Origin of the sequence: Ectopseudomonas toyotomiensis (assembly GCF_017167985.1) — a bacterium.
In the GTDB taxonomy this organism is placed as follows: domain Bacteria; phylum Pseudomonadota; class Gammaproteobacteria; order Pseudomonadales; family Pseudomonadaceae; genus Aquipseudomonas; species Aquipseudomonas toyotomiensis.
The window spans coordinates 5,064,969-5,078,842 of record NZ_CP070505.1 but is presented as its reverse complement, the minus strand read 5'-3'; the positions used below and the strand labels follow the sequence as shown (position 1 = coordinate 5,078,842).

The 13,874-nt window shown below is 64.7% G+C and carries 15 protein-coding genes; 2 read left to right on the top strand and 13 right to left on the bottom strand.

All coding sequences use genetic code 11. The features are described 5' to 3' along the window. Positions 1-4: 4 nt before the first annotated feature. The 13 genes from JWV26_RS23575 to JWV26_RS23515 all read right to left on the bottom strand — a co-directional run bounded on the left by JWV26_RS23575 (position 5) and on the right by JWV26_RS23515 (position 12,083). Positions 5-970, bottom strand: a complete 966-nt coding sequence (locus tag JWV26_RS23575; RefSeq protein ID WP_206417943.1) for a Csu type fimbrial protein — start codon at positions 968-970, stop codon at positions 5-7. Then, positions 967-3,261 carry a fimbria/pilus outer membrane usher protein gene (locus tag JWV26_RS23570; RefSeq protein ID WP_206417942.1) on the bottom strand — a complete coding sequence of 765 codons (2,295 nt, stop codon included), beginning with the start codon at positions 3,259-3,261 and terminating at the stop codon, positions 967-969. The genes JWV26_RS23575 and JWV26_RS23570 overlap by 4 nt, the downstream gene beginning before the upstream one ends. A 28-nt stretch (positions 3,262-3,289) precedes the next feature. Further along, positions 3,290-4,048, bottom strand: a complete 759-nt coding sequence (locus tag JWV26_RS23565; RefSeq protein ID WP_206417941.1) for a fimbrial biogenesis chaperone — start codon at positions 4,046-4,048, stop codon at positions 3,290-3,292. A 3-nt stretch (positions 4,049-4,051) separates the two neighbouring features. Beyond that, the gene (locus JWV26_RS23560; RefSeq protein WP_238380567.1) at positions 4,052-4,600 is read right to left on the bottom strand and encodes a Csu type fimbrial protein; all 549 of its coding nucleotides are present in this window, start codon (positions 4,598-4,600) and stop codon (positions 4,052-4,054) included. A gap of 23 nt (positions 4,601-4,623) precedes the next feature. Next, complete coding sequence (locus JWV26_RS23555) at positions 4,624-5,124, bottom strand: Csu type fimbrial protein (RefSeq protein WP_074678015.1); 501 nt, start codon at positions 5,122-5,124, stop codon at positions 4,624-4,626. A 52-nt stretch (positions 5,125-5,176) separates the two neighbouring features. Beyond that, positions 5,177-5,710, bottom strand: a complete 534-nt coding sequence (locus tag JWV26_RS23550; RefSeq protein WP_206417939.1) for a Csu type fimbrial protein — start codon at positions 5,708-5,710, stop codon at positions 5,177-5,179. Positions 5,711-5,931: 221 nt separating this feature from the next. Continuing rightward, positions 5,932-6,753, bottom strand: coding sequence for an ABC transporter ATP-binding protein (locus tag JWV26_RS23545; RefSeq protein WP_206417938.1), 822 nt, complete (start codon positions 6,751-6,753; stop codon positions 5,932-5,934). Then, on the bottom strand, positions 6,750-7,814 hold the full coding sequence (locus JWV26_RS23540) for a FecCD family ABC transporter permease (RefSeq protein WP_206417937.1): 1,065 nt from the start codon (positions 7,812-7,814) through the stop codon (positions 6,750-6,752). The genes JWV26_RS23545 and JWV26_RS23540 overlap by 4 nt, the downstream gene beginning before the upstream one ends. Before the next feature lies 1 nt (position 7,815). After that, positions 7,816-8,817, bottom strand: coding sequence for a FecCD family ABC transporter permease (locus JWV26_RS23535; RefSeq protein ID WP_206417936.1), 1,002 nt, complete (start codon positions 8,815-8,817; stop codon positions 7,816-7,818). Then, positions 8,817-9,731, bottom strand: a complete 915-nt coding sequence (locus JWV26_RS23530) for an ABC transporter substrate-binding protein (protein ID WP_206417935.1) — start codon at positions 9,729-9,731, stop codon at positions 8,817-8,819. The genes JWV26_RS23535 and JWV26_RS23530 overlap by 1 nt, the downstream gene beginning before the upstream one ends. A 183-nt stretch (positions 9,732-9,914) precedes the next feature. Further along, the gene (locus JWV26_RS23525) at positions 9,915-10,616 is read right to left on the bottom strand and encodes a glutamine amidotransferase (protein ID WP_072423798.1); all 702 of its coding nucleotides are present in this window, start codon (positions 10,614-10,616) and stop codon (positions 9,915-9,917) included. 12 nt (positions 10,617-10,628) lie between these two features. After that, a complete protein-coding gene (locus tag JWV26_RS23520; RefSeq protein ID WP_072423799.1) occupies positions 10,629-11,642 on the bottom strand; it encodes a homoserine dehydrogenase in 1,014 nt (337 codons plus the stop codon). 18 nt (positions 11,643-11,660) lie between these two features. After that, positions 11,661-12,083 carry a VOC family protein gene (locus tag JWV26_RS23515; RefSeq protein WP_059392517.1) on the bottom strand — a complete coding sequence of 141 codons (423 nt, stop codon included), beginning with the start codon at positions 12,081-12,083 and terminating at the stop codon, positions 11,661-11,663. Between the two features lie 103 nt (positions 12,084-12,186). Between JWV26_RS23515 and JWV26_RS23510 the strand changes: the two genes are divergently transcribed. After that, complete coding sequence (locus tag JWV26_RS23510) at positions 12,187-13,056, top strand: LysR family transcriptional regulator (RefSeq protein ID WP_072423800.1); 870 nt, start codon at positions 12,187-12,189, stop codon at positions 13,054-13,056. Positions 13,057-13,181: 125 nt separating this feature from the next. Beyond that, the gene (nfsB, locus tag JWV26_RS23505; protein WP_072423801.1) at positions 13,182-13,832 is read left to right on the top strand and encodes an oxygen-insensitive NAD(P)H nitroreductase; all 651 of its coding nucleotides are present in this window, start codon (positions 13,182-13,184) and stop codon (positions 13,830-13,832) included. The last annotated feature ends 42 nt before the right edge of the window (positions 13,833-13,874 follow it).

Sequence of the window (13,874 nt, the reverse complement as noted above, 5' to 3'; positions counted from 1 at the left end):
GGCTTCAGTAGTTGATGATCAGCAACACGTTGTCGGTATAGACGCCCACCGGCGCGTTGGCTTGCCCGGGGTCGAGAATCGCCTGGTAGTTGAAGCTCTGTGAGTTGCCCGTGCCGCTGGCCGTCAGCGGTGAGGCGGCGTTCCAGATCAGGCTGCTGCCGCTGTAGTAGAGGTTGTAGCGAATGAACTGGCTACCATTGGTCAGGCGTCGCCAGGGCGCCTGGTAGTTCTGCCCGTTGTCGAAACTCAGCGTGTAGCCCTCAGTGTTGGTGCAGGTCACGGCGAAGGTGCGTTGCTGCGCGCTGAACTGGCTGATCAGGGCGTTGGCGCCAAAGTCCACATTGGGCAACGTATCGACGCGGCAGGCTTTGCTGACCACCAGGGTGACGGTCAGTGTGGCGAGCGACCCTGTACCCCAGTTGGTGGGGGCACCGCAGATCACGACACAGCTTTGCGTCAATCCGGGGCTGCGGTTCCAGGCGCAGATATTGAGCGCGCCGACGGTGCAGATCGCCCAGTCCCAGCGCAGGGTGATGGTGGCGGTGTAGGTGCCGGCCGGCACGTTGGGGCCGGGGTTGGTGCGGAAATACAGGCCGATAGCGGTGGAGTTGCCACCGAGGGCGAGCAGGTTGATTGCACCGAGCTGTTGCGGTTGGCCGGCTACTAGCGCCTGGTTGTAGCCGGCGTCCTGAAACACCTGAAAAGGGATCTGATTGCCCTGGCCGTCCTGCAGGGCCAGGGTGCCGGGGTTCTGCAGCGTGACCCGAACGTATGCCCCCGCCAGTACCTGAAGTAACCCGGGACAGGCCAGGCCGGCGCCGGCTGCTGCTTGCTGCTGCGTGGTGCGCAGACTCAGAGAGTTGGTAGTACCCAGATTGACCGAGCCCCCGGCATAGGTGCTGCAGGCATGGGCCGACATGCTCACCAGTGTGCTGCACAGCAGGAGTGCGTGAATCAGCCAGCGGATCATGGCTGACCATCCCGCTGCAGGCAGGTGAGGGGGCCGACCACGGCCATTTCCACGGCGCTGTCGTCCAGCGAGAAGCGACTGTTGCAAATGCTGCCATCGGCCAGCTGTACTTCCAGCTGGTTGTCCTTCGCCAGCCGTTCGAAATACAGCTGGCCGTCCCAGCCAATGTAGGTGCGCTGACCGCTGGGACGATGCAGCACCTGGCTGCCGCGGGGCAGTGGTTGTCCCAGGCCGTCGACCAACTGGATGCTGGCTGACAGGCTCATCACCATGGGGAAGGCGAGCAATGCACCGCTGCCCTGGTGCACGGCGATGCGCTTCTGGGTTTCCGACAGTTGCAGGTTGCTCGGCAGATTCAGCAGGTCGACTTCGTACTGGCCGGGGTAGTAGGACGGCACCCAGGGCACCAGCAGATAACCCGCCGAGTCGGTGCGGCCCAGCAGCTGATGTTCGTAGCGCACGGGCACATCTGAATAGCCCTCGGTGCTGACCAGCACGAAGGCGTCATCGATCCGGTTGCTGGCGAATACCTGGCTCTGCATGGCAACCAGCGAGCCGCTGACGCCACCCCATTGGGTGGTGATGCCGTCGTTCTGGTAGACACCTGCCTGCACCTGGGCATGCTGGGTGCGCCAGGTTAGGTCGGCCTGGCGGTATTCATTGTCGCCGCCGGCATAACCAAGGTTCCAGCCCAGGCCTCCGTCGCTGGGTGGGTTGCGGCTGTAATTGGCGCGCGCGCGCTGGTTGCCGTTGCTGTCTCGCTCCACGCCTGTGGTCAGGGTGGAGTACAGGTCGAACGGGATGACCAGCTGTGCCTGGATGGCGTGCGAGGCGTCGTCCAGTTGGCGGTTGAGGGAGAGAAAGAAGCTGGCGCTGCCCCACAGGCTGCGTGACCAGGACAGGTTGAGCAGACGCGTGCGCCGTCCGCTGTGTTCCTCACTGGCGAAGTAGCCGATGCCGAATGAGCCGAGCCCCTCCGGGCTGAAACTGAAGGTCAGTTGGTCGAGGATCTTGCTCAGCGGGCCGCCGGCCAGGTCGTTATCCAGGGCGTTCGCGACGCTCAGGTCGGCATAGCCCGAGGTGCGCTGGATGCGCTGCGCGGTGATGCCGAAGCGACGCGCGTAGTAGCTGTAGCCGAGGCTGTACTGCTGGCCGTTGCCGATACCGCTGCTCTGGCTCAGGGAACTGGTCAGGGTGCCCATCAGACCAAGTCCGACGGTAGCGCCGATACCAGCCTGGCGCAGGCCTGCGCCGGCTTCGGCATGGCTTTCCAGGGTGAGGCTGTCGGTCAGGCCATAGCGCAGGCTGCCGCTGCTCACCAGGCTGCCGTAGGAAAAGTCGTCCACGCCATAGTTGCGGCGCAGCTTGCCCAGCGACAGGGAGAAGTCCGAAAGCCCCTGGCGCAGCAGGGTGTCGGTCACATAAAAGGGTACGGTGGTGGAGACCTGGCGCCCCAGCACATCCGTGGTCACCAGCGTCGCGGTGCCGGCGCCGCTGATGTAAGGCACGGTGTTGAGGGTAAAGGGGCCGGGGCGCAGCTCCTGTTGGCCGAGGCGGGCGTCGTCGATGAACAGATCCACGGTGCTGGGCACCGCAGCATCGCCATCGAACCGTGGTAATGGGTAAGTGATCAGATCCGGGCGCAGCGAGAAGTTGCGCGAAATCTGCAGCCCGCCAAGGCGGACTGCGCTGTTCCAGGTCAGCGCGCCGGTGATCAGGTCGCCAGCGCTGAGGCTGAGCATGTGTTGTTGATCGTTGAAACGCCAGGTGCTGTCGTAGCGGGTATAGCCATCGCGATAGCCCGGCCCGGAGAAACTGTGGCGATAGACGCCCGTGTTGGAAATCATGCCGAAGCCGTCGAACACCCGCTGTTCCAGCCAGGTGTTGGCGTAGTGGCCGGCATTCTCGGTGTGGTTGTAGTAGAGGTCATAGTTGAACAGCACACCGAACGCGCTCTGTGCCTGCATCGGCTCGCTCAGGCTGCTGGGGCCGAAACGCTGATGTGGCAGCCATTCGCTGGGCAGGGTGAGCAGCAGGCGCTGGCTGTCCTGTTGATACTCGCTGCGCAGGGCGTCGATCCGATCCAGAGCGACCCAGGGCGTCGTCTCCGAGGGCAGGCGCACGCCCGCAGCGAGCAGATCGTCGCGTTGGGCGAATAACCGGCCCTGATGTTCTCTCACTTCCACCACCTTGCCGCTGGACAGCTCATTGACGATCAACTCCAGGTAGAGCAACTGCGCCTGGGCGAACTCCTGCGCATCATCGCCATGGGCTGACGGGACTGACAGCAAAGTGGCCAGTAGCAGCAGTACCAGCGATCTACTCAGCGGCCAGCGGCTGCTTGTGTCGACTTTCGTTGATGCGTGCTTGCACCTGACCACTGCGCACGCCTGCCGGCAGAGGCCAGCGCATCTGCGCACCAGGTAGTACATAACCGAGAAGGCCTTCGGCCAGTGGCTGTTTGCCGCTGTCTCGCGATAGATCGACCTGGGATAGCCGGGCCGGGGCGGGGCCGAGGTTGCGCAGGTAAAGGAAGGCGCCGTTGCTACCGTCAACGACGCGGTAGCGCAGATCGGGAGCCAGTGGCTGGCCCTGGCCTGGCGCATCTCGCGCACCGTCATCCAGATAGGCCCCAGGCCCGACCACGAACAAGGGCACCGAGTAACGCATCTGGAATTGCACGCCCAGTTGGGACGGCCGCGGTTGTGGCGGCAAAACCTCGTCGACCAGCACACGGTAGGTGCGCAGCGTGCCGGCACTCGGCGGCTCCAGGTTGACCAGCCTGACCAGCTGCCGCTTGCCCGGTTGCAGCGTTGCCATTGGCGGGCTGCCCACGACCTGCTTCTGCGACGTCAGGCGATCTTCGAATTCCTCCTGCTCCCAGGCCAGTACGCGCACCTGCACATCCACTGGTTCCTGCCCGCGATTCTCCAGCCACAGCGCGGCTGATTTCTGTCGATCGGCTTCGATCAGCGGGTTGATCGGCCAGATAAGAATGGAGCTGGCGGCCTGTACGGCCAGACTCGTCAGCGCTGTGGTCAGCGTCAGGCAGCAGGCGAAGAGGGTGCGTGTCCTCATGGCTCAATAACTCACGGTCACGGTGATGGTGTCGGTGTAGATGCCGGCCGAAGGTAACGGGCTGACACTGAACAGGCGGGCATAGACCGTGTAGGTCTGGGTGGCGCCGCCAACGGGAAAGTTGATGCTCATGCGCGTGCCGCCGTTGCTGCCATCGCCCCAGATGATGCTGCGCGCGGCGTCCTGGTAGAGCTGGTAGCGCAGGCGATCCGCACCGCGTGCCAGGTAGCGCCCGCCACCCACGCTGCCGGTATTGAGACCGGCATTGAGCGACAGCGTGACAGCAGTGCCGGGTGAGCACTGCAGCACGATGGAGCCGTTGTCCGGTGTGCTGGCCGCATCCAGGTTGCTGGGCAGGGTGCTGATCTGGCCGAATGAAATGCTGCCGAACGAGGTGGCGTCGCTGCCCCCGGCGCCTAGCAGGCAACCCGGTACGATTTCCGCGCGCAGCTGGAAGCTCTGGCTGACGATCTGATCGTTGATGCCCGTGTCGCCATGAGCAGACCAGGCGTGCACGGCCAGTACGGTCAGGCAGAGCAGGCGAGTGACCACGATTGAATGGGCCCGGCACGGCATCACCAACTCACCGTGACGGTCAGGGTATCGCTGTAGCTTCCGGGAGGCGGGACATTCTGTGCCGGCACGCGGGCGTAGATCGCAAGCCACTGATCCTGGCCATTGCCGATGGCGCTGACCCCCGTGCTGTTGTCCCAGACGGTGGCATAGTCCGCGCCGGTGTACAGGTTGTAATTGAGTACGGCGGAGCCGGGACCGACCATCTGCCGATTGCTGGTGGTGCCGCTGTGGCCGGCATTGATCAGCACGCGATAGGGGATGTTCTGCTGGCAATTGACGCGCAGGGCGCCTGCGTCCGGTTGACCGACCTGGGTTATCAGGTTGTCGAGTCTGAGGTGGGTGCCGAAATCCAGGGTCCCGAAGCTGACGCCCGAACCACTGCTGCTACCTGCCTGACAGGCCGGCAGCACCTCGACATTCAGGCCAATGGTGGCGGTCTTGTCGGCCGCCGGCAGGACTGCCGGGGCCATCAAAAGCAGGGAGGCTATCAGGCAGCGCATGGCGATTCTTCCCGGAAAAGTTCGAGATCCTCTTGCTTTGGGTGTGTGGTACTTACCAGGCGATGGTGACTTGCACGGTGTCCGTGTAGGTACCTGGGCTCGGGGTGGCCTGTGAGGGCACGCGGCCGTAGACGATCATTTCTTCGTTGACGCCGGTGCCAGTGCCGGAAAGCACTGTGCCTGTGGCGCCGCCGTCTCCCCAGGGTTCGGTACGGCTGCTGTCCTGATAGAGGTTGTAGGCGACGAATTCACCGGCATTGATCATGCGTCTTTGACTGCCGGAAGCGTTCTGCCCGGCGCTCAGTGCCACGCTGTAGTCGGTTCCCAGGCTGCATTGCAAGCCAAACGAGCTGCCCCCGGCGCTGCCGAAGGAACGGCCGTCGATCAGATTGGCGAGGTCGTTGTAGTCACCGAAGGACAGTGAGCCGAAGGTGTTGCTGGAGCCGCCAGCAGTACCGTTGGTGACCGTACAACCGGTACCGATGGTGATTTGAACGTTGAGTTGGCCCTGCAACTCGCCGGCCGAGAAAGCCGGTGCTGCGAAGAGCGAGAGTGCCAGCGCTGCGGTTCTTGTGACGGGCTTCATGGGTCGAGTCCGTTCGAATGGAGTTATTTGGACCATAGTCCAGACCTCCTCCGTGCTCAAAAAGGAGGCACTCCCGACTTGAGCAGCCGCAACTCAGACTGGACGTATAACTGACTGATTGGTCGAGAAAATTCCGCTCGCGTAAGAGATAGCGACATATCCCGTTAGTCGATCGCCTACATGGTTTTCAGATGATGATGGCGAGATGACTTTGCTGGTGTTCAGAGCCTGCTGATTCCCGCAATCACCGGCGTGCCGCTCAGAGGGTCGCGCAGCAGCGTGCAGCGTACGCCGTACAGGCGTTCGACCAGCTCCGAGGTGACGACCTCGTCGGGGCGGCCGCTGGCGACGATCCGGCCCTGGTGCATGGCGATCAGGTGGTCGGCGTAACGGCAGGCGCTGGAGAGATCGTGCACCACCATGACGATGGTCTTGCCGGCGGCGGCGAGTTGGCGGATCAGTTCGAATACTTCGATCTGATGGCCCAGGTCCAGCGCCGATGTGGGTTCGTCGAGCAGCAGCAAAGGCGTGGCTTGGGCGATGGCCATGGCGATCCAGGCGCGCTGGCGCTGACCACCGGACATCGACTCCAGCGGCCGGTCGGCCAGTTCCAGCAGATCGGCGGCGACCAGTGCCGCATCGACGATGGCCTGATCTTCCTCGCTCCACTGGCGCAGCAGGCTCTGGTGCGGCTGGCGGCCGAAGCGGATCAGTTCGCTGACGGTCAGGCCGTCTGGGGCGCTGGCATCTTGCGGCAGCAGTGCAAGCCTGCGCGCCACTTCACGTGACGGCAGGCTGCCGATGGCCTTGCCGTCGAGCAGGACGCTGCCTGATAAGGGTTTGTGCAAACGAGCCAGGCCGGCAAGCAGGGTGGATTTGCCGCAGCCGTTGGGGCCGACGATGGCGCTGACCTGCCCGCTGTGAATCATCAGGTCAAGGTCTTCGATGATGCGGGTCTGGGCATAGCCCATGCTCAGGTCGCGGGCTTCGAGGCGCACGTCGGACTGGCGGGCGTCGCCGAGCAATGAGAAAGGCAGGGTCATGTCGAGCTCCTTGGGGCCTGGCGCAGCAGAATCCACAGCAGGTAGGGGCCGCCCACCACAGCAGCGATGATGCCGACCGGAATTTCGACGGGCGCCAGCAGGGTACGACCGAGCCAGTCTGCGAGGATCATCATCAGTGCGCCGGACAGCGCCGCGTTGAGCACCGGCACGCCGTGGCGGTTGCACAGGTGGCGGGCCATTTCCGGTGCAGCCAGGGCGATCAGGCCGACCGGACCGACCACCGCAACGGCCAGCGCCGTGAGCCAGACGCACAGCGCCAGGGTGAGCAGGCGCATGCGTTGTAGACGTACACCGAGGCCGATGGCGACGTTGTCGGAAAAGCGCATCAGGCTCAGGGCATTGACCAGCAGCTTGGCCAGCGGTAGGCCCACGGCCAGGCCGATACCGAGCAGCAGAACCGAGTCGGCCGGGCGTGCATTGAGGCTGCCGACGGTCCAGGGGTAGGCGGCGTTGGCGGCGTCCATGTCGCTGCGTGCCAGCATCAGGTTGGTCAGCGCGCCGAACAATGCGCCGATGGCGATGCCAACGACGATGAAGCGATAGCCGCGTGCGCCACCGCCGGCGGCCAGGGCAAAGGTCAGTACCGCAGCGCTGGCGGCGCCGCTCAGCGCCAGGGCCGATGGCGCCAGGCTGGTAGGTACGGCGACGATGGACGCGACGGCGAAGGCGGTGGCGCCGCTGTCGATACCGATCACCCCCGGCGTGGCCAGGCGATTGCGCGCCAGGGTCTGCAGCAGGCATCCGGCAGCCCCGAGAGCGGCGCCGCTGAGCAGGCCGGCGATCAGCCGGGGCATGCGCAGCTCCTGAATCAGGAACACCTGCAGCGCCTCGCCCTGGCCGAAGGCGGCCTGCAGGGCTTTGCTGGGCGTCAGGGCGTCGTCGCCTGCCGCCAGTATCCAGGTGGCGACAGTGGCCAGCAGCAGACTGAGGATCAATGCGACGAGCAGGCTGCGGCGGTGCAGCAGCAGGCTGTAGTCACCCAGGCGCAGCAGGTGATGGCCGGCCGGGGCGAGCAGGGGGCGTGAGGAAGAAATGTTCATGTCACAGGGTCGGCAGGCGGTGGTTGCGCACCACGGCAATCAGGATCGGCGCGCCGACGAAGGCGGCCACCACGCCCACCGGCAGTTCGTAGGGGCGCACCAGCAGGCGCGAGATGACGTCGGCCAGCAGCAGGACGCAGGGACCGAGCAGCATGCTCAAGCCCAGGGTGCGGCGGATGTCCGAGCCGACCAGGCGACGGGCGATATAGGGCACGATCAGGCCGATGAAACCGATGGGGCCGGCGGCGGCCGTGGCGGTGCCGACCAGGATTGCGACAGCAAGCAGAGTGCCCAGGCGCGTCAGTTGCGGATGGTGACCGAGGCCGCTGGCGACGCGCTCGCCCAGCGCCAGTGCAGCCAGCGGACGCACCACCAGCAGCGCCACCAACAGTCCGCCGATCAGTCCGGGCAGGCTCCAGTCGATCGTGTCCAGCGGGCGACCCGCCAGGGCGCCGATCACCCAGAAACGCATTTCATCGGCGGTACGCTGATCCCATAACAGCAGCAGGCTGCTCAGTGCACCGAGCATGCCGGAGAAAGCGGCGCCGGCCAGCACCAGGCGCACGGGGTCGTCACCGACGCCACGCATGCGCGTGACCAGCAGGACCAGCACGCAACCGACGAGCGCGCCGAGCATCGCCACGCCCAGATGCAGGCTGGCAGCCGAGGCGCCCAGGTTGATCGCCAGCACCACGGCGAACGAGGCACCGGCGCTGACCCCGAGTAGCCCGGGTTCGGCCAGCGGGTTGCGCGTCACCGCTTGCAGCAGCACACCGGCCGCGCCCAGGGCGAGGCCGACGAACAGGGCCAGTTCGGTACGCACCCAGCGCAATTCGAAGACGATGAAGCGAGCATCCTCATCGCTGCCGCCGAGCAGGGCTTGGAGGCTGGGCAGGATGCCGATGTCACCCGCGCCCAACAGCAGGCTGGCGACGCACAAAAGCAACAGGCACACAGCCGCGTAGCTCAGCGCCTGAGGGACGGAAAGGCGTGCAGCGAGCATCAGTCGAGCAGAGCCTTCTCCACGTCATCGAGTACCTGTTGAGCCGCCAGGTAACCGGAGCTGCTGCTCCAGATCTGGCCGTCGACGGTCACCGCATGACCGTCGGCGACGGCTGACAGGCGAGTGAAGGCAGGCTGCTTACGCGCGTCTTCCAGGGCCTTGCGACCATCCGGGTTGAGCGTGGCGAGGAATATCCAGTCGGCATTGATGCGTGACAGGTTCTCCAGACTCAGCACGTCGCTGTGCGGCTTCTGCGCCTGGGCTGCGGCCAGCTCGTTGGCGCGCAGGCCGAGATCGCTCAGCAACTGGCCAACGAACAGGTGGCTGGACATGATCACCGGCCCCTGGGGGTTCCAGCGCACCACGCTGACTGCCTGGCCCTGCGGCAGACGCTGGCGCAGTTCGGCGCTGCGTTTCTCGATCTCGGCAAGGCGTTGCTGGCCTTCTTCCTGTTTGCCGAGGGCCTGGGCGTAGGTCATGTAGGTTTCGCGCCAGTCCTGAAAGGAGTTGCCGGCGGGTACCACGGTGGGCACCATCAGGCTCAGTTTGGCGTACAGGTCGCGTGACAAATCGCTGGAGGCCAATACCAGATCCGGCTGCAGGCGCAGGATGGCCTCCAGGTTGGGCTCGCGTACGCTGCCCACCAGGGTGATCTTGTTCGCCTTGGTCTTGAGGTAGTCCGGCACGTCGTCGCCGCCGCGACTTGCCAGAGTGCCGACCGGTTGTATGCCGAGTGACAGCGCCGCATCCAGGGCGCTGTCGCCCAGTGCCACCACGCGCTGTGGCGTGCCGCTGAGTTTCAGCGGGCCATTGGCACTGTCCAGCGTGCGTTCGCTGGCTTGCAGGGGCAGGGCAAGCAGCAGCGACGTGGTAATCGCTAGCGCTGTACGTTGCAGGTGAGAGCGGATAGACATGCTGGACTCCGGGGCGAAACGAGCAGCGGCAAGCGCTGCTCCAGGCAGGATCGAAAGCAAGCTATCTTTTACTAGGTGGGTTAATGAAAATCCATCGCATTTACGAAGTGTTTACAGGGTGCCGGCGCTTAATGAGCCGGTGGTGCCCGAGCCTTGTCATGAGGCTCGGGCCTGCTGCTGTGCTCAGTGCTTAAGCTTGGCCAGCCACTCGCCAAGCATGATGGCGCCCGCGTGCTCAAGGGCGCTGGCATGGCGCTTGGCGTCGTGGCGCAGGGTGACGGGATCGATGCCCGAGCTGGCCAGTTCGCTGGCATGGCCCAGCAGCCAATGTTCGAAGCGGTCGCCGCGTACTTCCGGGTGAAATTGCAGGCCCAGCACGTTATGCCCGCGAGCGAAGGCCTGCTGGCGGCACAGCGAGGTCGAGGCGAGCAGGGTGCAGCCTTCCGGCAGGTCGAAGGTGTCGCCGTGCCAATGCAGCACGGCGATATCGCGCAGGGCGGCAAGTGGCTGATAGTCGGAGGCTGCCAGCTCCAGCGTCGACCAGCCGATTTCCTTGGCTGGCCCTGGATAGACCGTGGAGCCCAATACTGCGGCCATCAACTGCGCACCCAGGCAGATACCCAGCGTAGGCTTATCGGCTGCCAGGCGCGCGCGCAGCAGTGCCAGTTCATCGGAGACGAGCGGATAGCTGTCGTGGTCATAGACGCCGATAGGGCCGCCGAGCACCACCAGCAGGTCTGCTGCGAGCGGGTCGAGTTGACTGAGGTCACGTTCCGCAGCGTCGATGTACTCGATCTGGTAGCCGGCAGCGCGCAGCGGCGCCTCGAAGCTGCCGAGATCCTCGAAACCGACGTGGCGGATGGCTTGCAGGGTGCGTGGGGTCATGCGCGATGTCCGTCAATAAAGGAGGGGGGAGCGCCCCCTGGCCTGGAGAATGTGTTCGAGGTCCTTCAGTGCAGCGGCTGCGGTGGCGAGGGGTTCAGCGCCGCCGCCGATGGCGAGCGTCTCGCCCATGGCGTCGCTGTTGATGCGGATCGCCTTGTTCTTGCCACTTACCAGGGCAAAGGGGTCGGACAGTGCGTAGGTCTTGATACCGACGCTGGCGCGGATCGCGCCGTCCACGTAGGTGAGGCTGCCGACCAGCCGGGGCACCAGGCCCTGCGACTTCCAGGCGTCGATACGCTGCTCGGTGACCGAGTGGATGCCTTCGACTTCCAGGTCCGCCATCGTCAGCCTGGCGCCAAGGCCGAAGTTGGCCAGCAGCAGGAGTTTGCAGGCGGTGTCCCAGCCTTCGGTGTCGTTGCGCGTATCCGCTTCGGCGAAGCCACCGGCCTGGGCCTCACGCAGTGCCGCATCGAAACCAAGCCCTTGGGTGCGCATGGCATCGAGCAGGTAGTTGGTGGTGGCATTGAGAATGCCCTCGACGCTGAGCACCTTGCAGCCGGCCAGGCTGTGTTCGAGCAGGTCGAGCGTGGGCAGGGCGGCCGCGGCTGCACCACTGAGTTTCAGCAGTGCTCCGGAGGCGCGCGCCAGTTCGCGCAGACGCGGCCCGCTATGCACCAGTGCGCCCTTGGAGATGGCGATGCAGTCGCGCCCGGCGGACAGCGCCGCACAGAGGTAGTCCAGGCCCGGCCCGCCGTTGCGAAAATCACTGGGGCCGGCCTCGATCAGCACCTCAGCATCGCTCGCCGCGATGAAATCCGGCCCCGACAGACCGGGCTGCAGGGCGTCCAGCTGGTTGGCCTGCAGGCCATTGGCATCGGTCAGGCCGGCGCGTGAGCCACAGACGGCAACCAGCCGCACGTCCACGCCATAGACCTGGCGATAGCGGTCGCGACGTTGCAGCAGCAGGTTGGCCGTGGCGCGGCCGACACCGCCAAAACCGGCGATTGCAACCTTGAGCGTTTGCATGGGGCGTTCCTTTCGCTGTCAGCGGGCGAACAGGTTGTTGATGTCGGCGAAGGCCTTCATTTCGACGGCGTTGCCGCTCGGGTCCTTGAAGAACATCGTCGCCTGTTCGCCCGGCTCGCCCTTGAAGCGGATATAGGGCTTGATGATGAACTCGACACCGGCGGCGGTGAGTTTATCGGCAGCGACCTGCCAGTCATGCATCGGCAGGACGACGCCGAAGTGGCGCACCGGCACGCCGTGGCCATCGACCGCGTTGGCCGGTACTGCGCCTGCTTCGTCAGGCGCCAGGTGGGCGACGATCTGGTGCCCGTAGAAATTGAAGTCGATCCACTCTGACGAGCTGCGACCTTCGCTGCAACCGAGCAGATTGCCGTAGAAGTCGCGAGCGGCGGCCAGGTCGTCAACCGGAAAGGCCAGGTGGAACGGGCATAGTGCGGTCATCGGGGGTTCCCTCGTTGGTGAGTGGAATCATCGTATTCGGCGACAAGCCTCTTAAAAAACTATATGTTCTGATCATGAGCAAAACAGAATCTTATCAATCGCCATGATCATCGAGCTGCGCACGCTGATAGCGGTGGCGCGCTATGGCACCTTCAGCGCCGCTGGTGAGCGCATCGGCCTGACCCAGGCGGCCGTCAGTGGCCATATGCGCCGCCTGGAGGAAAGCCTGGGTTTCGCTCTGTTCGATCGCACCGGTCGCTCGGCCACGCTGAATGCTGCAGGGCTGCGGACGTTGGCGCGTGCCGAGGCGCTGGTCGCCGATTTCGATGCCTTGGGCGAGCCGACTCAGGACGAGGAGTGGGCCAAACCGCTGGAGATCGGCGCGATCGCCTCGGTGCATGCGACCATCCTCACGCGCGCGCTGGTGCCGTTCCGTCAGCGCTTTGCCAACTGCCGGGTGAATCTGTCGCCTGGCGTTTCACTGCAGTTGATGGACCGAGTCGAAGCGGGAGAACTCGATCTGGCGATCCTCATTCGTCCGGCGTTCGAACCGCCGCGCGAACTGGAGTGGACGCCACTGGCATGCGAGAGCTACGTGCTGCTTGCGGCCAGCAACGTGGCGGGCGATGACTGGCTGGCGCTGATTCGCGAGCAGCCCTTTATCCGCTATAGCCGCTCCTCCTTCGGTGGTCGCCAGGTGGAGCGCTTTCTACGCGACCACTCTTTAACGTTGCAGGAGTGGATCGAGGTCGACGATATCCAGGCGATGCTGTCGATGGTCGAGAGCGGCCTTGGCGTGGCCGTGGTGCCGTTGACGGAAACCATCCTGCCGCTGCCGGTGAGCGTTCGCGTCATCGCGCTCGGCCCGACGGCAATTCATCGCGAGATCGGCGCGCTATATCCCAAGGTCAGCCGTTCGGCGGCCGTGGCGGGTTTTATCGAGTGTTTGCAGAGCGCTGGCGTGGCTCGCTAGAGGGCTGATGCCAGCATTTTCATCTTTGCTTTGAAACTCCTAGCGGCTTTGCCTGCTTTTTTCATACACAGGCATGCTGCAGACTGGCGTCCATTTCGCGTCATCTACCGATCAGGAGAGTGTTCATGAGCCCCGTTTCTTTCGCGCGTCAGCGTTACACCACCAAGGCTTACGATGCCAGCCGCCAGGTGGATCAGGCGATCATCGACGAGCTGCTGGAGTTGCTGCGCCTGTCGCCGTCTTCGGTCAACTCGCAGCCCTGGCACTTCGTCGTAGCGAGCACTGCAGAAGGCAAGGCGCGCCTGGCCAAGGGCGCTCAGGGTGGCTTCGCCTATAACCAGTCGAAGATTTTGAATGCTTCGCACGTGATCCTGATCTGCGCCCGCCGTGACCTCGACGATGCTTACCTGGCCGATGTGCTGCAGCAGGAAGCCGCCGATGGCCGTTTCCGCGATGACGCGGCGCGCACCACTCAACACAACACCCGCAGCAGCTATGTCGAATTGCACCGTGGCCTTGGCGACATCCCGCACTGGGCGGAGAAACAGGCCTATCTGGCGCTGGGCACCTTGCTTCTGGGCGCAGCCGCCAAAGGCGTGGATGCCACGCCGATGGAGGGCATCGACCGCGAGGCGCTGGATGAGGAGCTGGGGCTGGCCGCTCAGGGGCTGAGCAGCATGGTCGCGGTAGCGCTGGGGTATCACAGCGACAGCGATTTCAATGCGGAGCTGCCGAAGTCGCGTCTGCCAGCCGAGCGCGTCTTCACTCACCTCTGAACCTCATGCCGCGCCCCTCGTCTGCAGGGGCGCAACCGCTGC